The organism is Acinetobacter radioresistens DSM 6976 = NBRC 102413 = CIP 103788 (assembly GCF_006757745.1).
Lineage (GTDB): Bacteria > Pseudomonadota > Gammaproteobacteria > Pseudomonadales > Moraxellaceae > Acinetobacter > Acinetobacter radioresistens.
The window spans coordinates 536393-557184 of sequence record NZ_AP019740.1; the positions used below are offsets into that span (position 1 = coordinate 536393).

The 20792-nt window shown below is 41.8% G+C and carries 15 protein-coding genes; 12 read left to right on the plus strand and 3 right to left on the minus strand.

Going from position 1 to position 20792, the window contains the following annotated elements:
• The first annotated feature begins 205 nt into the window (after positions 1 to 205).
• The 10 genes from ACRAD_RS02490 to ACRAD_RS02535 all read left to right on the plus strand — a co-directional run bounded on the left by ACRAD_RS02490 (position 206) and on the right by ACRAD_RS02535 (position 14453).
• On the plus strand, positions 206 to 1933 hold the full coding sequence (locus ACRAD_RS02490; protein WP_005016394.1) for an acetolactate synthase 3 large subunit: 1728 nt from the start codon (positions 206 to 208) through the stop codon (positions 1931 to 1933).
• The gene (gene ilvN, locus ACRAD_RS02495; RefSeq protein WP_005016393.1) at positions 1930 to 2421 is read left to right on the plus strand and encodes an acetolactate synthase small subunit; all 492 of its coding nucleotides are present in this window, start codon (positions 1930 to 1932) and stop codon (positions 2419 to 2421) included. Before ACRAD_RS02490 ends, ilvN begins: the two co-directional genes overlap by 4 nt.
• 34 nt (positions 2422 to 2455) lie before the next feature.
• Positions 2456 to 3472 (plus strand): ketol-acid reductoisomerase, encoded by a 1017-nt coding sequence (gene ilvC, locus ACRAD_RS02500; RefSeq protein ID WP_005016389.1) that lies wholly within the window; start codon positions 2456 to 2458, stop codon positions 3470 to 3472.
• A 589-nt stretch (positions 3473 to 4061) separates the two neighbouring features.
• Entirely contained in the window at positions 4062 to 6131 is a 2070-nt protein-coding gene (locus ACRAD_RS02505) for a bifunctional diguanylate cyclase/phosphodiesterase (RefSeq protein ID WP_005023443.1), read from the plus strand.
• Between the two features lie 160 nt (positions 6132 to 6291).
• A complete protein-coding gene (locus tag ACRAD_RS02510) occupies positions 6292 to 7881 on the plus strand; it encodes a peptide chain release factor 3 (protein ID WP_005023445.1) in 1590 nt (529 codons plus the stop codon).
• A gap of 72 nt (positions 7882 to 7953) precedes the next feature.
• A complete protein-coding gene (locus ACRAD_RS02515) occupies positions 7954 to 8775 on the plus strand; it encodes a DUF3298 domain-containing protein (RefSeq protein ID WP_005023448.1) in 822 nt (273 codons plus the stop codon).
• Between the two features lie 91 nt (positions 8776 to 8866).
• Positions 8867 to 9844, plus strand: a complete 978-nt coding sequence (locus ACRAD_RS02520) for an RsiV family protein (protein ID WP_005023450.1) — start codon at positions 8867 to 8869, stop codon at positions 9842 to 9844.
• A 3-nt stretch (positions 9845 to 9847) separates the two neighbouring features.
• Positions 9848 to 10687, plus strand: coding sequence for a TatD family hydrolase (locus ACRAD_RS02525; RefSeq protein ID WP_005023452.1), 840 nt, complete (start codon positions 9848 to 9850; stop codon positions 10685 to 10687).
• Positions 10688 to 10796: 109 nt separating this feature from the next.
• Positions 10797 to 13553, plus strand: a complete 2757-nt coding sequence (acnA, locus tag ACRAD_RS02530) for an aconitate hydratase AcnA (RefSeq protein WP_005023454.1) — start codon at positions 10797 to 10799, stop codon at positions 13551 to 13553.
• A gap of 129 nt (positions 13554 to 13682) precedes the next feature.
• Positions 13683 to 14453 carry a tRNA threonylcarbamoyladenosine dehydratase gene (locus tag ACRAD_RS02535; protein WP_005023457.1) on the plus strand — a complete coding sequence of 257 codons (771 nt, stop codon included), beginning with the start codon at positions 13683 to 13685 and terminating at the stop codon, positions 14451 to 14453.
• A 65-nt stretch (positions 14454 to 14518) separates the two neighbouring features.
• Here ACRAD_RS02535 and dusA read toward each other — a convergent pair whose 3' ends face one another.
• The gene (gene dusA, locus ACRAD_RS02540; RefSeq protein WP_005023458.1) at positions 14519 to 15526 is read right to left on the minus strand and encodes a tRNA dihydrouridine(20/20a) synthase DusA; all 1008 of its coding nucleotides are present in this window, start codon (positions 15524 to 15526) and stop codon (positions 14519 to 14521) included.
• 209 nt (positions 15527 to 15735) lie between these two features.
• Between dusA and ACRAD_RS02545 the strand changes: the two genes are divergently transcribed.
• A complete protein-coding gene (locus ACRAD_RS02545) occupies positions 15736 to 16386 on the plus strand; it encodes a HEPN domain-containing protein (protein ID WP_005023461.1) in 651 nt (216 codons plus the stop codon).
• Positions 16387 to 16407: 21 nt separating this feature from the next.
• On the opposite strand, the gene ACRAD_RS02550 is transcribed toward ACRAD_RS02545, so the two are convergent.
• Together ACRAD_RS02550 and ACRAD_RS02555 are read right to left on the minus strand one after the other, a co-directional pair.
• Complete coding sequence (locus ACRAD_RS02550) at positions 16408 to 17598, minus strand: MFS transporter (protein WP_005023463.1); 1191 nt, start codon at positions 17596 to 17598, stop codon at positions 16408 to 16410.
• A gap of 215 nt (positions 17599 to 17813) precedes the next feature.
• Complete coding sequence (locus tag ACRAD_RS02555; protein ID WP_005023465.1) at positions 17814 to 18737, minus strand: DMT family transporter; 924 nt, start codon at positions 18735 to 18737, stop codon at positions 17814 to 17816.
• A 918-nt stretch (positions 18738 to 19655) separates the two neighbouring features.
• Between ACRAD_RS02555 and ACRAD_RS02560 the strand changes: the two genes are divergently transcribed.
• Positions 19656 to 20783 carry a Re/Si-specific NAD(P)(+) transhydrogenase subunit alpha gene (locus tag ACRAD_RS02560; protein ID WP_005023468.1) on the plus strand — a complete coding sequence of 376 codons (1128 nt, stop codon included), beginning with the start codon at positions 19656 to 19658 and terminating at the stop codon, positions 20781 to 20783.
• Positions 20784 to 20792 lie beyond the last annotated feature (9 nt).

The following is a 20792-nucleotide window of genomic DNA, read 5'->3' on the forward strand; positions in this document are numbered from 1 at the left end:
GAGGAGATGTACAAAACCGTAAAATATGTTTATCCCAGCATGTTTTAGATCACTGTGCCGCTCAAACAGCAGCCCGATCAGAATTTTTTCCTATTGCGGCAAAAACTATGAAATATGTGTGCTATAACAGTGCAGACAGTTAATGAATTAAGCACTTATCTATGCCTTCCATATGATAATGCAAATAAGATTAGGGTGAATCACGTTGGAACTTTTATCTGGTGGTGAAATGCTCGTTCGCGCACTCGCGGATGAAGGCGTTGAACATGTTTTTGGATATCCAGGCGGCGCAGTTTTACATATCTACGATGCGCTATTTCAACAAGACAAAGTCAAGCATTACCTCGTGCGCCATGAACAGGCTGCAGGTCATATGGCTGATGCTTATTCACGTGTTACCGGTAAAACTGGTGTAGTTCTGGTTACCTCAGGTCCAGGCGCAACCAATACTGTAACTCCAATTGCAACTGCTTATATGGATTCAATTCCAATGGTCATTCTGTCTGGCCAGGTTGCAAGCCATCTCATCGGTGAAGACGCATTTCAGGAAACAGATATGGTCGGTATTTCCCGTCCAATCGTAAAACACAGTTTCCAGGTCCGTCATGCCAGTGAAATTCCGGCAATTATTAAAAAAGCATTCTATATTGCAGCATCTGGACGTCCGGGTCCTGTTGTAGTTGATATTCCTAAAGATGCGACCAATCCGGCTGAAAAATTTGCCTACGAGTATCCGGAAAAAGTGAAGATGCGTTCTTATCAGCCGCCTTCACGTGGTCATGCAGGTCAGATCCGTAAAGCAATTGACGAACTGATCTCGGCTAAACGTCCAGTAATTTATACTGGCGGTGGCGTAGTACAGGGCAATGCTTCTCATCTGCTGACTGAACTGGCACATACTCTGGGTTATCCGGTAACTAATACCCTGATGGGACTGGGAGCATTCCCGGGTAATGACCCTCAGTTTATTGGTATGCTAGGTATGCACGGAACTTATGAAGCCAATATGGCGATGCATAATGCTGATGTAATTCTGGCGATTGGTGCGCGCTTTGATGATCGTGTTACCAATAATCCGGCAAAATTCTGCCCAAATTCTAAAGTTATTCATATTGATATTGACCCTGCGACCATTTCAAAAACGATTATGGCGCACATTCCAATTGTAGGCGCAGTAGAGCCGGTACTACAGGAAATGCTGGCCCAGTTGAAGCAGATGAATGTTTCCAAGCCGAATCCTGAAGCAATTGCTGACTGGTGGAGCCAGATCAATGAATGGCGCAAGGTACACGGCCTGAAATATCAAATGGCTAATGATGGTTCAATGAAACCGCAACAGGTAGTAGAAACCCTGTGCAAATTGACCAATGGAGATGCCATTATTACTTCTGATGTAGGGCAGCACCAGATGTTTGCTGCACTTTATTATAAGTACAAGCGGCCACGTCAATGGATCAACTCTGGTGGTCTGGGTACCATGGGCGTAGGTTTACCATATGCCATGGCTGCCAAACTGGCCTGTCCAGAACAGCAGGTGGTTTGTATTACTGGTGAAGCTTCTATCCAGATGTGTATTCAGGAATTATCAACCTGTAAACAGTATGGCCTGAATGTCAAAATTCTCTGCCTGAATAACCGTGCACTTGGTATGGTAAAACAGTGGCAGGATATGAATTATGAAGGTCGTCATTCTAGTTCTTATGTCGAGTCCTTACCTGATTTTCCAAAACTGATGGAAGCGTATGGTCATGTTGGAATCCAAATTGATCATGCAGATGAACTGGAGTCTAAACTAGCCGAAGCGATGGCGATCAATGACAAGTGTGTCTTCATCAATGTCATGGTAGATCGTACTGAGCATGTATATCCTATGCTGATTGCAGGTCAGTCTATGCAAGATATGTGGTTGACAAAAGGAGAGCGCACGAAATGAGACATATTATCTCTGTACTCGTAGAGAACGAAGCCGGCGCGCTTTCCCGTCTGGTCGGTTTGTTCAGTCAGCGTGGCTACAATATTGAAACCCTTAACGTGGCACCAACTGAAGACCCAACCTTGTCACGTTTGACCTTAACAACTTATGGTGATGACCATAAGATCGAACAGATTACCAAGCAGTTGAATAAGCTGGTTGAAGTAGTAAAAGTGGTCGACCTGTCTGAAGGTGCTCATATTGAACGTGAGCTGATGCTGATTAAAGTCAAAGCATTAGGTGCAGCGCGAGCCGAGATCAAGCGTACCGCAGACATCTTCCGGGCCCAGGTAGTGGATGTAACCCCGACCACCTATACCATCCAGATTGCAGGGACAACAGAAAAAATAGATGGTTTTATTGATGCACTTGCAGAGAATACCATTCTTGAAGTGGTTCGCTCTGGTGTATCAGGCATCGCGCGTGGCGAAAAAGTTTTAACCATCTAACTAAATTTAAAAAGCATTATAGTGGAGATAACAAATGCAAATTTTTTATGATAAAGACTGTGATTTATCAATCATCCAGAGCAAAAAAGTAGCGATTATTGGTTACGGTTCACAAGGCCACGCACATGCACTGAACCTGAAAGATTCTGGAGTAGACGTTACGGTTGGCCTGCGTGCAGGTTCTACCTCTTGGAAAAAAGCAGAAAATGCTGGCCTTAAAGTTTCAGAAGTTCCTGAAGCAGTCAAACAGGCTGATTTGGTTATGATCCTCACTCCAGACGAATTCCAGTCACAACTTTATCGCGATGTTATTGAACCAAATATTAAAGAAGGTGCAACACTTGCATTTGCCCACGGGTTTTCTGTTCTTTATAACCAGGTTGTTCCGCGTAAAGATCTTGATGTCATCATGATTGCACCGAAAGCACCAGGCCATACCGTACGTTCAGAATTCCAGCGTGGTTCAGGCGTTCCTGATCTGATTGCGATCCATCAGGATGCTTCAGGTAATGCACGTAATGTTGCGTTGTCTTATGCTTCGGGTGTAGGTGGTGGCCGTACTGGTATCATTGAAACTTCTTTCCGCGAAGAAACTGAAACTGACCTGTTTGGTGAGCAAGCTGTACTTTGTGGCGGAGCGGTTGAACTGGTTAAAATGGGATACGAAACACTGGTTGAAGCAGGGTATGCACCAGAAATGGCTTACTTTGAATGTCTGCATGAACTTAAACTGATCGTAGATTTGATGTTTGAGGGTGGTATTGCAGATATGAACTATTCAGTATCAAATAATGCTGAGTATGGTGAATATGTGACTGGTACTGAGGTTATTAATGAACAGTCTCGTGAAGCAATGCGTAATGCATTAAAACGTATTCAGTCAGGTGAATATGCGAAGATGTTTATTCAGGAAGGCGCCTTAAATTATCCGTCTATGACTGCGCGTCGCCGTCAAAATGCTGCTCATGGTATTGAAGTAACAGGCAATAAACTTCGTGCAATGATGCCGTGGATTCAAGCTAACAAGATTGTTGATAAAGAGAAAAACTAAGTTTCTGTCTTTATTTATAAAAACCCTGCATTATGTAGGGTTTTTATTTTATAAGTGAAAAAATTAGAATACCTAGTTAGTGGTTATTAAATATTCTGTTTTTAATTTTTTATTAAGTACTCTTTCTTAAATTCTACTTCATGATAAACATCTTGAGACTTAAAATTTTTGAATAATGATCTTTTTTAATTGTTCTCAAGACTTATAAAATACCAAATTTAAAAATAACTTCAGGCTAAGTTAACGAAAAAATTTACCGGGTTCCAAAATACATATTTCATATTGGATGTATGGCTATTATGAGTTTTAAAATGATAAGCTAAAAAGGACTGGAAAATAAATCATCTATTATTTTGTGCTGTTTTTCTGGTCATTTATTTTTATTTTAACGTTCTATAGAATTTTCCAGATGAAAGGTAATTTTTAAAGCATTATTTAAGAAATTATTTAATTGATAATGAAAATAAAAAGAATTAACCTAAATACAGGAATAAATAATCTTACCAATTCTTTACGCTACTCATAACAGGTATGCTTTAAGGTACTTAAATTGCAAGAAGAATAATTATCATTTTGTTTTGGATTGTTTATGGTTCATATGCATTATAACAGCATACTGGTGTTAGGCTCGGTCTTGGTGGCCGTAGCCGTCTGTTATATTGCAATCTCGCTACGTGAGCTTTTAATTCAAAATACTTTTCCTAAGTATCATAATGTAGTTCTTGCCGGGAGCGGTTTGTTTTTAGGCCTGGCGATCTGTTCAATGCATTTTGCCGGGCTTCTCGCTGTGCATCTTTCCCAAGAGTCAGTATTTGACCCTGCCTTAACCATCGTTTCATATTTAGTTGCTTCCGCTGCTTCTATCTTTGCACTCTGGTTAACTTCTCGTGAATTTCTGTCCCTACCACGTTTGGTACTTGCTGCAGTAGTGATGGGACTTGGAATCTCTGGTATGCATTATACCGGGATGATGGGTCTCATCCTGCATGGCTATATGATCTATTACCAGCTTTTGCTGGTAATTCTTTCAGTGTTAGTTGGAATACTGGGAACAGGATTGTCATTCTGGTTGGCTTTTAAATATCAGCATGCCACTAAATACCGCTTCTGTGTTAAACTGGGTGTAGCACTGGTATTTGCACTCAGTATTTCCAGTGTTCATTATATTGCCATGGCTGGTGTCGTTTTCTATACCGGTGGACAGATTGAAGTTCTGGAACATTACCAGGCAGGACGTACACTCTTATTATTTACTATTGTTTTTATTACCTGTCTGGTACTCATGACAGCATTTCTGGTAGCGATTCTGGAAGAGCGTCTGGAAGAACGTAACCGGCGCCTTATGGAAATTAATAAAGAACTGGCCAACCTGGCTGTTCAGGACAATTTGACCCGGCTTCCTAACCGCCTTTTTCTGCTAGATTATGCCCAATATTTATTTATTGAGCATAAAATAAATAAAAAGAGTTTTGCCTTTTTATATATTGATCTGGACCGTTTCAAGGCAGTAAATGATGCTTTTGGCCATCAGGTAGGTGACCAGTTATTGATTCAGGTAGCTGCCCGTATTCATCAAAATCTTGGCCCTGAGGCTAAACTGTTACGTGTAGGGGGAGATGAATTTCTCCTGATCATTGAAAATACTGGACGTAAACGTGCCATTTATTATGCTGAAAAAGTTTTAAGCCTGATTCAGGCAAGCTATCTGATCGCAGGCAAGGAAATCAATATTTCGTGCAGTATCGGTATTGCGATTTATCCAGAGCATGGTACTAATTTGCAGGATCTGTTGATCAATGCAGATGCTGCTATGCTGGCTTCGAAAGAACAGGGTCGCAATACCTATGCTGTCTTTAGTTATTCTGTGCATCAGTATGAAGCTCAAAGTCAGTCTAAACTGATTAATGATATGTATAAAGCTGTAGAAGAGCGGCAATTTATCCTGTTTTATCAACCTAAATTTTCAGCTAAAACCTATGAAGTTTGTGGGGTAGAAGCTTTAATTCGTTGGAAGCATCCTACCTTGGGCCTGCTTAGCCCTAATATGTTTATAGAAGGGGCTGAAAAAACCGGTCTGATTATTCCGATGGGATATTGGGCGCTTGAGGAAGCTTGCAAACAGATCCAGTATTGGGAACAAAATGGAATCAGCCTCTGTCCGGTTGCTGTTAATCTCTCTGCAATCCAATTTGAGCATCAGAAGCTGTTTGATACCTTGGAAAACCTGTTGGAAAAGTACAGGATCCAGCCAAATAACCTGATTATTGAAATTACTGAATCTACTGCCATGCATCATATTGAACTGAGTATTCGTAGTTTTGAGCGGCTCAGGAAAATGGGTATCCGTCTTGCGATTGATGATTTTGGTACCGGACATTCAAGTCTGCTGTATTTAAAAGATTTACCTGTAGATGAATTGAAGATTGATCGAGGTTTTATTGTCGGGTTAAAGCCAGGGAATAAAGAAGAAATTATTCTGGAAAGTATTATTCAGTTAGCGACAAAACTTGGCTTGATTGTCACCGCCGAAGGTGTGGAGACACCACTGCAGGCGGAAATTCTGACACGTTTAGGTTGTCAGCAATTACAAGGTTATCTATTAGGTGCGCCTGTTGAGGTTGAGCGCTTAAAAGTTTATAAACAAAGCGTTCAACTCTAAAAGATAAAAACTCTCAAAAATAAAACTGCCATACAACTACCGATTTAAAAGCAGTCTTGATCTGCTACAATTGCGCCAATTTCAAATTTTTCTCTCACATGCTTTCAGAACATCACGTTGATGTTTTAGACAGGATGTGTACAAATGCAGATTTTTATCAATGTTTAAAGATGAATTAATCAGTCAGGTAAAGGCGCGCAGGACTTTTGCCATCATTTCGCACCCCGATGCCGGTAAGACGACCATGACCGAGAAACTCCTGTTATGGGGTAAAGCTATTCAGGTAGCAGGTATGGTTAAAAGTCGTAAGTCGGACCGTGCAGCGACTTCTGACTGGATGGAAATGGAAAAAGAGCGGGGAATTTCGATTACTACATCGGTGATGCAGTTTCCCTATAAAAATCATGTAATTAACTTACTTGATACGCCAGGGCACGAAGATTTCTCGGAAGATACCTATCGTACACTGACAGCCGTTGACTCTGCATTAATGGTGATTGATGGGGCGAAAGGTGTAGAAGAGCGAACCATTAAATTAATGGAAGTCTGTCGGATGCGTGATACGCCGATTATTTCTTTCGTCAATAAAATGGACCGTGAAATCCGTGAGCCCCTAGAATTACTTGACGAAATTGAAAATGTTCTCAAAATCCGTTGTGTGCCAATTACCTGGCCCTTGGGTATGGGGCGTGATTTTGCCGGGGTATATCACATTGCGGAAAACAAGCTGTACCTATACAAGCATGGCTTCGGCTCAGTGATTACTGAGATTGAAGTACGTGACGGCTACGATCATCCCGATATTCGTGAAAAAGTAGGTGATTTGGCCTTTGCTGCTTTTGAAGAGTCGCTGGAGCTGGTACAAATGGCGAGCGATCCATTTGACCGTGACCTGTTCCTGCAAGGTAAACAGACACCTGTGCTGTTTGGTACTGCATTGGGCAACTTCGGTGTAGATCACGTGCTGGATGCATTTATTGGTTGGGGACCTGAGCCTAAGGCACATCCGGCACAGGAGCGTGTAGTTGAAGCGACTGAAGAAGAATTCTCTGGTTTTGTTTTCAAGATTCAGGCAAATATGGATCCAAAGCATCGGGACCGGATTGCCTTTATGCGAATCTGTTCAGGTAAATATGAAAAAGGTCTGAAGATGAATCATGTCCGTATTGGAAAGGAAGTGCGGATCAGTGATGCACTGACCTTTCTGGCAGGTGAACGTGAGCATCTGGAAGAAGCATGGCCGGGTGATATTATTGGGCTTCATAATCACGGGACTATTCAGATTGGTGATACTTTTACCTCGGGCAAAAGTCTGCATTTTACCGGTATTCCACACTTTGCACCTGAAATGTTCCGTCGAGTCCGTCTTAAAGACCCTCTAAAATCCAAACAGCTACAAAAGGGGCTGAAAGAACTTTCTGAAGAAGGTGCAACTCAGGTATTTATGCCACAGATCAGTAATGATCTGATTGTGGGAGCAGTCGGGGTACTACAGTTTGATGTAGTGGCTTATCGCCTCAAGGAAGAATATAAGGTGGACTGTATTTATGAGCCGGTCAGTATTAATACGGTGCGCTGGATTTACTGTGATGATGAAAAAATCTTGAATGAATTCAAGAAAAAAGCTCATGATCAGCTCTCTGTAGATGGCGGTGGACATTTGACTTACTTGGCGCCGAGTCGGGTAAATCTGCAACTCATGCAGGAACGCTGGCCAGATATTGAATTCCGCAATACACGTGAACACTAAATAGTCATGATATAAAACAGCTTCTTCGGAGGCTGTTTTATTATAAAGTTCATTGAGCAGAAGGAATATAAAATGCGTAACAAGCCCTACTTTACACTTATCCTGATCTGCTCGGTACTAAGCCTTATGGGCTGTGAAGAAAAACATAAGGCCCCTGAGTCAAAAGGCCAGCAACATTATGCTGAAAAAGTAATAGATCAGGCAGATGTGCTTCCTTATTTAAATATTAAAGAGCAACGTGCTGAGTATGCTTTGCCATTTTGTGAAAAGAAAAACTGTATTGATATCGATATTCAAACTATCAATACTCAGGATGTCTGGCTAAATCAGTGGATCGCTAAAAATCAGGCACAGATTATTCAGCAGCAGATTGATCTGAATCAGAATTTGAGTTTACAACAGGCAGTCAATGCTTTTATAAAAGCTTCAGATCAGTGGCAGGCGAAATATTCTAAAAACCGTGCATACGAGCTGAAAATGAAGACTCGTATTGCATCACAGCGTAATCAATATGTACTGTTGCAAATAGGCATAGACAGTAAAATTGAAGAACTAACTATTAAAGACCGGCAATATTTTTTTGTAGCAGACCGCAAAGTCCAGAAAGCTTTGAGTTTAAATGATATTTTAAAGCCTGAGCAAAAAACTACATTAAACACCTTGGTTCAGCAGCATTATCAGGACTGGTTAGAAAAAGAGACAGCCGAGGTTCGTAAAGATACTCCTAAAAAATTATCTTGGTCTCAGTCAGACTGGTTTTTTGATGAAGAAGGGATTGGTATACATTATCGTGCACATGAGATAGCGCCTGAAGCCAGCCAGCTGGATATCTATCTGAACCGCAAACAGACTCAGCAGATACTTAAACCTGAAATATATCAACAAATGTTTTAAGTTGAGATACAAAAAAAATTGTGAATTACTGAATGAAGCCATTAGGCTAATACAAGGCGGTCTAAAGTAAGACGAAAATGGGTGGGGAGCAATGTTAAGAACTCAACAGGTATTAAGCTTAAGTTTATTGGTCGGAGTTATAGGTTTAACGGCATGCCAGCCGAAGGATAAACCGGAACAAAAGCCACAGACTGAACAAAAGTCTGCGGTGCCTCAACAGAGAGAACCGGTTCTAGAGGCGAAACAGGTTGATGTGATTGTCACTATGCCGGAATGTAAAGGTAATACCTGCCCACAGTTTGATGTAAAACGCCTCAGCTCTAATTACGCCTTTGTAGATGATGCAGTAGACCAGGCTGTTTTAAGCAGTCTGGCGCAGATTCTTGACGTCAGTGAAATGGTAAAAAAACCGGTTGAAAATTCAGAAGTTCAGTCAAAAAAAGATACTGCTGAAAGCCAACCTAAAATCAGTCGGACAAATTCAACCACTACCCCAATTGATCAGCAAAACTTTGACGCTCAGGTGCAGCGTTATGCCGATGTCTTTTTAGATCTAGACCGTGAAATCAAGACATTAAGTGCCAACCAGCAGATCAGTCTGACCGTGGCGCCCAAGGTACTTCAAAGTAAAGGTCCCTTGGTGACAGTTGTGTTAAATACTAGCAGTTACCTGGGCGGTGCCCATGGCTCAGCATCTCAGCAATATTATAATTTTGATCTTGTGAAGAAGCAGCAGCTACAGCTAAAAGATATTTTAAATGGCAATCAACAGGCAGTACTGGAAAAGAAATTTTATAGTGCCTTCCAGAACTGGGTGATGGAGAACAAGCTCGCCAGTAGTGTAGAAGAATATGAACAGGTCTGGAAATTCAAGCTCTCTAATAATTTCTTTTTAGCCAAGCAGGGATTGATTTTACAATATGGAGAATATGAAATTGGTCCCTATGTGGTTGGCCTGCCACGTCTTGTAGTACCCTACAGTGAGCTACAGGATGTGATCAAAACAGAATACTTGCCACCAGATATCAAAACTACTGCAGTTCCGGCTACGCCCGAAGCGGACAAATAATTTATGGGCAGGCTGGCGTTATTTGATACTCACACACATTTTGATGTGCCAGATTTTGACGCAGACCGTGAACATCTGGCCTATCAGGCTAAAGCAGCCGGAGTTGAAAAGCTGGTATTAATCGGTTTTGTGGAGTCGCGCTTTAATGACCTGGTTGATACCCATCATTATATGAATAGTTTAAAAGATGCACCAGAGAGTTATCTCGCACCAGGTTTGCACCCTTTTTATATTGAACAGCATCAGTTTTCAGATCTGAATCGGCTGGAAAATCTACTAAAAACTCATGAGAGTGTCGCTGTAGGGGAAATCGGTCTGGATACTTTACTTAAACAGCATAAGCAGCCAGAAGTTTTTCAAAAGCAGCAGGATTATTTTTCTGCACAGCTCGAGCTGGCAGCACAGCATCATAAACCGGTGCTGTTACATATCCGTAAAGCACATGCTGATGTACTGAACTTACTCAAGAAACACAAATTTAAACTGGGCGGTATTGCCCATGCGTTTAGTGGCGGTATTGAAGAGGCAAAAGCATTTGTAAACTTGGGTTTTAAACTGGGTATTACAGGGCAGGTGACTAATCCCAATGCAAAAAAATTAAGAAAAGTGGTGCAAGATATAGGACCTGAACATCTGGTTATTGAAACAGATTGTCCTGATATGACGCCTCTATGTTGCCAGACTTCAACCGAACAGCGTACCCGTAATGTACCTGGTAATTTAACTTATGTACTGGATGAACTGTCTGTAATATTTGGAATCTCACATGAGGAATTAGCCAAAACTTTATGGCATAACTCATTCACTGCCTTGCATATAAGCCAGAAACCGACGAAGAACTAGAAACGTAAAATCAGATATTAACTAATCAATAACACTGTATTCCTATTCTTGGCATACATTAAATGGAGCATGATTGACAAGAACAAAGTTGAAGCCGGAGGATTGCCGTATGGCTAAGTACAGTACAATTAATAGTTTTAATTCACTGACGACTTTAAAAACAACAAAAAAAAATTATCAGATCTTCAGTTTAAGACAGGCCCAGCAGCATCTGGATGATTTTACCAGGCTACCTAAATCTTTAAAAATATTACTCGAGAACCTGCTACGTTTTGAAGATCAGATTACAGTAAAGCAGGAACATATACAGGCTTTAGTTGCATGGCAGCAGAATCGCAGTTCGGTTCAGGAAATTCAGTATCGGCCAGCGCGGGTTCTAATGCAGGATTTTACTGGAGTACCAGCTGTAGTTGACTTGGCTGCCATGCGTGCAGCAGTCGAAAAGGCAGGAGCTGATCCAGAAAAGATTAATCCGCTAAGCCCTGTTGATCTGGTGATTGATCATTCTGTTATGGTTGACCATTTTGCAGATGAATATGCTTTTGAAGCCAATGTTGCTGTAGAGATGCAACGCAATGGCGAGCGCTATCAGTTTTTGCGCTGGGGGCAATCTGCTTTTAATAATTTTAGCGTCGTTCCTCCAGGCACAGGAATCTGTCATCAGGTCAATCTTGAGTATCTCGCACAGACTGTATGGACTGGTGAATCAGATGGAAAAGAATTTGCTTTTCTAGATACGCTGGTAGGAACAGATTCCCATACAACCATGATCAATGGTTTGGGAGTGCTGGGCTGGGGCGTAGGTGGAATTGAAGCAGAAGCAGCCATGCTAGGACAGCCCATTTCCATGCTCATTCCTGAGGTGATCGGTTTTCAGCTCACCGGAAAACTGCGCGAAGGAATTACAGCTACAGATCTGGTACTGACGATTACCCAGATGCTACGCCAGAAAGGGGTGGTTGGAAAATTTGTCGAGTTTTATGGTGACGGTTTGGCGGAACTGCCATTGGCGGACCGTGCCACTATTGCCAATATGGCCCCCGAATATGGTGCAACTTGTGGTTTTTTCCCGGTTGATGAGGTCACCTTGGGTTATTTACGCCTGACCGGCCGAGATGCTGAACGGATTGAACTGGTTGAAGCCTATTGTAAAGAGCAGGGCCTATGGCGCGAGACAGGAGATGAACCGGTCTTTACTGATACGTTAACCCTGGATATAAGTACAGTCGAAGCAAGCCTGGCTGGACCAAAGCGTCCACAAGACAGAGTGGCACTTTCTGATGTGCCTCATACTTTTCAGGCACTCATGGATCTGCATTTAAAGCCTGCTAAAGCTGAAAAGGAACGACTGGAAAATGAAGGGGGCGGTGGTACAGCTGTTGAGGCAGAACAGGCCAATTTACCCCACTCTAATCCTTGCTGCGTAATAGAGGGGAAAAATTACTTCCTCTCTCATGGTGATGTGGTGATCTCAGCCATTACCTCATGCACCAATACATCAAATCCGAGTGTCATGCTGGCAGCAGGTTTGCTGGCTAAAAAAGCAGTAGAACAAGGCTTGCAACGGAAAGCATGGGTAAAAAGCTCTCTGGCTCCAGGCTCCAAAGTTGTGACTGATTATTTGAAAGCATCTGGACTGATGCCTTATCTCGATCAGCTAGGTTATAACCTGGTAGGGTATGGGTGTACCACCTGTATCGGAAATTCAGGCCCTTTGCCAGAACCTATCGAAGAGGCAATCCAGAACTTTGACTTAAATGTAGCCGCCGTACTCTCTGGGAACCGTAATTTTGAAGGGCGTGTTCATCCACTGGTAAAAACAAACTGGCTGGCATCTCCTCCTTTGGTGATCGCCTACGGTCTGGCTGGAAATATTCGCACTGATTTAAGCTCTGAACCGATTGGTGAAGGAAAAAATGGCGAAAAAATTTATTTGAAGGATATCTGGCCGACCCAAGCTGAAATTGAAGAGGCTTTGCATTATGTAAATACCCAAATGTTTCATAAAGAATATGCGGCTGTTTTTGAAGGTGAAGAAAACTGGAAATCTCTGCAAATTCCCGAAACTAAAACTTATCAGTGGGATGAGCACTCTACCTATATCCGTCATCCACCGTTTTTTGAAAAAATTGATCAGCTCCCACAAACGGTTAAAAATATTGAAAAAGCACGAATACTGGCTGTTCTGGGGGACTCAGTCACTACTGACCATATCTCACCGGCGGGAAATATCAAGCAAGACAGCCCGGCAGGCCGTTATTTGCAGGAACTGGGTGTAGAGCCAAAAGACTTTAATTCGTATGGATCACGCCGTGGTAATCATGAAGTAATGATGCGCGGAACTTTTGCCAATATCCGGATTAAAAATGAAATGCTGGGTGGTGAAGAAGGTGGCAATACACTCCATATACCTACCCATAAGAAAATGTCTATTTATGATGCGGCCATGCAATATCAGGCAGAAAACACACCCTTGGTTATTATAGCAGGCAAGGAATATGGCACAGGTTCATCACGTGACTGGGCAGCTAAAGGAACTAATTTACTGGGAGTGAAAGCTGTTATTGCCCAGAGTTTTGAGCGAATTCACCGCTCCAATCTGGTGGGTATGGGAGTGTTACCTTTACAGTTCATGCCAGATGAAAGCAGGACTTCACTCAATATTAATGGTGATGAAATTCTGTCAATTCATGGTTTATCTGATGACTTGTCGCCGCAGCAGATACTAAGGGTAGAGCTGAAACAACCTGATGGAACGCAGTCAAGTTTTAAGGTTCTGTGCCGTATCGATACTGTTAATGAGGTCGAATATTTTAAGGCCGGTGGCATTCTCCATTATGTGCTTCGGCATTTGATTGCTTCCTGAAGAGTAGTTGCCTGAGCTTCATATCATTTGTATGGTTCAGACAGCAGAATTTTTTTGGATCTTATGAGCTGTCACACTGAGGTCATTCCCGTTAAAATAGAGTGATCTGTAATATTTTCATGGAATGTAATGACTGAACTTCTCCAAAACGATGAATATGAGCGCCGATTTGCGGGTGTGGCCAAAATCTATGGAGATGAGGCATTTAATTACTATGAACACAGTCATGTTATGGTGATTGGAATCGGCGGTGTAGGTTCTTGGGCAGTAGAAGCTTTGGCCCGTTCCGGCATAGGTGAATTGACATTGGTCGATATGGATGTGGTAGCTGCATCTAATATTAATCGACAGTTACCTGCTATGACCGCTACCTTGGGACAGGAAAAAATTGCTGTCATGGCTGAACGTTGCTATTCCATTAATCCCAGAATTAAGGTCAACCTGGTTGATGACTACCTGTCTTCAGACAATGTAAAAGAGATACTTGCCATGGCGCCTGATCTGGTACTGGACTGTATTGATGATGTCAAAGCTAAACTGGCCCTCATGCTGCATTGCCGCTTTAATAAAATCCCTCTAATTGTTTCTGGTGGAGCAGGAGGCAAGCTTGATCCGCTTAAAATCAGAGTGGCAGATCTGTCAAAAACCGAACAGGACCCTATGCTGGCTAAACTACGTACCCAGTTACGCAGTAAAGGAATTTGCAAAAAGCCAAAAGAGAAATTCGGGATTACCTGTATTTATTCAATTGATAATCCGTTTTCCAGTAGCGAAGTTTGTGCTAGTGCAGGGCTGCGCTGTGGAGGATATGGTTCTGCTGTGGTGGTAACTTCAAGTTTTGCCATGGTGGCAGTCGCAGAGGTTTTGAGAAAACTTGAAGCAATTAAGGCAAAACAGTAACGCTACTGCTTGTATTTTATAATATGCTTTTAGAAATAAAGCCCCTTAAACAGGGGCTTTAAAGTTTAAAAAATATGTTGTTCTTTCAGGTAATCTTCAGTGCGCTGCATGGCAGCCTTAATATTCTGAATCGCACTTTCGACATCAGCATAAGTTTTGGCATTCCCTCCACTTAAAGCCTGACGCCATTTTCGGGCTCCAGGTAAATACTGGAATAAACCTAAAATATGCCTGGTAATCACAGATAGTGGTGCACCCTCTTCTAGCCGTTTGGCAATATAAGGAAGCATCTGTTCCATAATTTCAAAACGGTCTGGCATGGGTAAATTCCAGAGCTCACCTAATTCGGCCAGCAGATAAGGGTTATGGTAGGCTTCACGGCCAATCATGACACCATCTACATGTTTCAAGTGCTCTTGTGTCTCAGCTAAAGTTTTAACGCCGCCATTAATTTCAATCGTGAGGTGAGGACGTTCCTGTTTTAACCGGTAGACATCCTCATAACGCAAAGGTGGAACTTCACGGTTTTCTTTTGGAGATAATCCTTGTAATAGGGCAATACGGGCATGCACAATAAAATTATTACAACCAGTTTTTGCTACTGTGTCCACAAAATGCAGCATCTCTTCATAAGATTGCATGTCATCAATTCCGATTCGATGTTTAACCGTAACCGGAATATTAACTGCCTGGCGCATCGCTGAAATACATTCTGCCACCAGCTCAGGCTCTGCCATCAGGCAGGCACCAATTTTATTATTTTGTACCCGGTCACTTGGACAGCCGACATTCAGGTTAACTTCATTATAACCCCAGTCCTCAGCCATCTTTGTACATGTGGCCAAATCTTTTGGGTTAGAGCCACCGAGTTGGAGTACAACCGGATGTTCTTCTTGATTGTAATTTAGATGGCGGCCAGCATCTCCAAATAAGATCGCTCCAGTCGTGACCATTTCAGTATAAAGGATCACATTTGGATTAAACAGGCGAGCAAAGAAACGGTAGTCACGGGTCGTCCAGTCCATCATCGGCGCAACCGAAATACGAGGCTGAGGTGACTGAAGAATTTGCATATCCGGACCTGAAGCTAACAGAAAAACGAAGAGGCGTATTATACGGGGTTTAGATCTGATACAACAGGGTAAGCTTTTAACTGTAGGGCCAAATCACGAGGTATAAAATAAAATTAACCTCTGGTCACAATAAGTATTTGAAGTAACCTCAGCTTTAGCGCTATTTTAAAAATATAGACAAGATAAAATAATCATAAGTGGGGTAGGCAATGTTAGTGCTAGAAGAGGTTTTCAGAGCAAAAAAAGCCGAATATCCTGAGCATTTTAATTTGCGGATGCAGCGTAGCATCAGCTGGTTGAAGCAATCGATTGATCTCGATGAAAATCTCGAGCTAAAGATACTTAGCCTGTGGATTAGCTTACAGGCCCTATATGTGACTTCAAAAATAAACCAAATTTCACATCAAGAAGAACTCTGCCTATTTTTAAAATCACTCTTGCAATATGATGTAGAAGGGAAACTTGAGCGAACTTTATGGGGAAGGCTTTATTCAGCTATACAGACTTACCTGATGAGTCAATATAGCCGGCAGTCCTACTGGCAATATCGTCATGGCCAGCTAACACAGCCAGAATGGCAGATGCAAGATTTACAGGAGCAGCAAAACTGTGAACAGATATTCAGACATAAAGACACTGCTGCATTACTAGAAATAGTATTTGCAAGATTAATAACGCTACATACTCAAATTCTGCAAGGTGGCATCACCTGCAAAAGCCAGTTACAGGCTGAGCTGAATGAGCTGGCTTCCCGTATCCTGACTACATTGCTTCCTGTGTTAATTTTAATCATGCTGGAACATGGAGAATGTTTTAGCCATAGCCAGCAGCCTTTTTATCCTCAAGTTGCTGTTTGCTAGTTTCTAGGTGATCAAAATTTTTTAAGCCTGCTGCGGCTCATGCTTGATCAACTGGTCAATCAGGGCAAATACTGTTGCAGCTAGAGCCAAAGAGAAACCAGCGAGACAGGTCATCAGCCATCCCCCATGATGCCAAGCATAAATCCCTAATGCAGAACCGCCCGCAGCTCCAATAAAATACATGGTCATGTAAATGGCATTTAAACGGGATTTGGCATCTGGGCGTAGCCGGAAGACAATATTCTGGTTGCAGCTATGCACTATTGCCAAACCTAGATGGATTATACCGAAGCCGGTGATATAACTTATTAAGCTATACTGGGTAAAATAAAATGCAATCCAGCTGATACCTAATAGCCCGCAACCGATCCAGGTAAGAATCCGGGTATAACCTTTATCTGCCTGTTTACCAATCCACTGGGTGGATAAGGCACCAAATATCCCCATAAGAGGTATCAAGCCAATCATAAAGTCAGGTAGCTGGAATGCAGGCCCTGAAAGTAATACTGCAATTGTTGAAAAAAGTGTACTGACCGAAGCGAATGCGCACCCACCGACGAGTGAGCGTAAGACCAGACGTTTTTCTTCTTTAATCAGGCTGGCCATTGAACTAAAGATTTGCAGATAGCCCATCTTGAAACGCATGACATAAGGCAGCCGACTTTTTAGCAGGTAAGCCAGGCATAACATCATGACCGCGCTAGCCAAATAAATAATGTTCCATTCAAATAGATTGGATAATACGCCTGCCAGACTGGTTGAAAGAAGTATCCCAATTAACAGGCCACTCATTAAAAAACCAACAACCTCTCCGGTCTTTTCCGGTTGAACCGCCATGGTAGCCAGTGGAATAAGCACCTGAGCAGCAACTGAAAACAGACCTGCTATAACAGTGCCAACCCAGAGCATAGGCAGGTTGATAGCAAAACCACAAAGAAGCAGACCAATAGCAGCAAAAAACATGAGTAAAGGAATAAATCTGCTTTTATTGAGAATATCCCCTAAAGGTACAATAAACAGCAAGCCTAGCGCATAAGAGACCTGAGCAAAAGTAACAGTTAAAGCTGCTTGGGCCTCAGTTACGGCAAAATATTGCTGAATAGAATGTACCAGTGGCTGACAATAATAATTTACTCCTGCACATAGCCCACATGCGATTGCCATTAGCCAGAGCAGTGGTCTGTTCTGGCTAATATCCTGAGAGTTATCCATTTTACTTTTCCGGAATTAAAAAATGGCCAAATCTGGCGGTTACTTTTCTGAAACTGTATTTGCTATAGAGATGCAGGGCAGCTCCAGCTTACATCAAGTTGCTGCTATTCTACTTTGATACGCAGTTATTTAAGATTCTTCATGCACTCTTTTAGCACATTATGAAAATAACTATTATAGACAAGCAGAATATCTAACTTCCATAAAAGTAAAATTCAATGCTGCAGCTTTCGCTTACTTAATGTAATTATCATTACACCAACAATATTTAAGATACATCCTAGCCACTGCCAGCCATTCAGGTATTCGTCTAAAAATACTACGGCCAGAAGCAGTGTCAAAATTGGTCCAATAGAGGCAATCATGGCTGATTGCGCTGCACCCAATCGCTCTATACTCTGCATGAGTAAAATAGTAGGCAATACTGTCACCAGAATTCCTAGTGCAATACCGTACCAGATCACAGAGGCAGGTAACTGTGTAATCAGTACTAAAGGTTGGGGGGTAGCAAGAAAATAATGTATTAAAGTACCACTACAAGCCACACTCAGGGCTAGGCCTGTAAAATTCCAGGAACCAAATTTATGGATTAGGTGCGGTGTAAGCAAAAGGTAAGCTGAAAAGGCCACAGCACTGGCAAAAACCAGTCCTGCACCTAACCATAAAGAGTTTTCAGGACCAGACTGATGTTCCTGTAACATCACTAAAACTGTACCACTATAGCTGAGTAAAATTGCAAAAAGCATTTTTGGAGCGAGCTTTTGCCGGTAAATCAGACTAGAAGCCAGTACCGTTAGAGTTGGATATAAAAACAGGATAATCCTTTCCAATGAGGCACTGATAAACATTAATCCTAAGAAATCAAGCCAGCTGGCAAGGTAATAGCCAAGTATGCCCGCCAACACCAGTAATAACCATTCTCGCGGTCTGATATCCTGATTACGGTGACGATTCAGCCAGCAAATAACAAGAAAAAAGGGCAAGGCACTCGCCATTCTCAGCGCCATCAATAGCGTAGCGTCAACCAGTGGAGAAAGAGCATAAGTCTGCTTGATAAAAATTGCTTTGGTACTAAATAGAAAAGCAGAGCAAATGGCAAACAGGGAGCCAAGCTGTATCCGGGTAATGGAGAATTTCATTTTATAGTCTTGTTTAATCACGTTGCCTGATACAGCCAGAGCGGCAAACGTATCGATACTTGAATTATAAAGTTTTACCGTGGTGAGAGAAAATATAAAAAAGTCATTAATCCTTAAAGCTTGGGGAATAAGTCAATTTGTTAAGATCATTTATTAGAGAAAGTTTTGCTTGATCAGAACACAGCAGAATAATCACTATATAGAAATTTAACTTATACAGTCTTAACTCTTGTTGTATTTATGCCCAAAAATAGTGCAATTTAAATCAAAAAATAGAAATAGATCAGCTGTTCATCATCAGATAAAATGATGAAAAAACTTTTTCTGTAAATTTCTATATTTTTTTCAAACTATGATAAAGCTCTAGATTTAACAAAATATCTATCACTACTAAGTGTAGCTAACCAGTTTAATATGCTTTATCCATGATTCACTTTTTTGCCTAGAACTTTAAAGAACACTGCTATTTTCTTATTTTAATGAACTCACTATTCTGTCAGAAAAGCAAAATATGCCTTCATATAGAATTAAATTAAGTACAGGTTGCCGGAAAATAAAGTCGGCAAGTGGCGTGATGAATGTTTAAAAGTGTTCCATTCATTGTCAGAAATGCCATTCAATGTTGCTATAGAAAATTATAAAAAATATATAACAAGGAAATTAAAAGAAAGAACGGAGAAAAAATAAACAGAATGAATAAAAAATATTCATTTAATGTATAAATAATAATTATATTTTATGGTTGGATTTTTTATATTTATGAATCATCAGTTCAAAATATAGGTATTTATTAAATAAATATTGGGTAGTATTTTAAAACGGTTCAATTAGAATCCAGAAATTCAACAAGAATACATCCTGGGGGAAACATCGTTTTTGGCGATGTTTACTTAAGAAAAATTAGCTTGAGGAACGCTCATGCAGATCGGAATCCCAACCGAAACTGTTATCGGTGAAAATCGTGTGGCTGCTACGCCAGAGACAGTAAAAAAGTTGATCAATGCTGGTCATAGTGTCGTTATTGAACGTGGAGCAGGGGTTAAAGCTGCTTATATAGATAGCGCTTATGAACAGGTTGGTGCAACCATAACCGATGATGCCTATCAGAATAGCCAGATTATTTTAAAAGTTCGGGCACCTAAAGGGGAGGAGATTCAGAAACTTTCTCCTCATACAACGGTTGTGGCAATGTTTGATCCATATCGTAATACTGAGCTTGATCAGTTTGCATCACAACAGGTTTCTGCATTTGCCCTTGAGTTGTTGCCCCGTACTTTGTCTCGTGCACAAAATATGGATGTACTGTCTTCACAGGCCAACTTGGCCGGTTACAAATCGGTATTGCTGGCGGCCAATGAATATCAACGTATGTTCCCAATGCTGATGACCGCGGCTGGTACTGTAAAGCCCGCCCGTGTAGTAGTCATGGGAGTGGGTGTTGCAGGCCTGCAGGCAATTGCAACAGCGAAGCGCCTGGGTGCAGTAGTTGAAGCAACTGACCTGCGTCCAACTGCAAAAGATCAGGTTGAGTCTTTGGGTGGCAAATGGCTGGATGTACCCATGTCTGCAGAAGAGCAGCAACGTGCTGCGGAAGCTGCAAAAAATGGTTACGGCTGGATGCCTGGTGAACAATATATTAAAGATCAGGCCGCTATTGTTGATAAAGCTGTTTCCAATGCCGATATTGTAATTACTACGGCACTGCTACCTGGCCGCGATGCGCCGCGTCTTATTAAAGCTGAAACTGTGGCCAAGATGAAACCGGGCTCAGTCATTCTGGATATGGCAGTTGAGTCAGGCGGTAATGTAGAAGGCTCTAAATGTGGTGAGACAGTCACGACCAGTAATGGTGTAAAAATTCTGGGTGTGCCGAATATTCCTGCCACTGTGGCGACAGAAGCTTCAGCATTGTATGCCCGTAATGTATTCAATTTTGTCGAAACCCTGTTTGATCAAGAAAAAAACTTTACGGTTAACCTGGAAGACGAAATTCAAAAAGCCCTGCTGGTCACTCACAATGGCCAAGTCCTGCTTAAACGTGGTTAAGGAGACTGC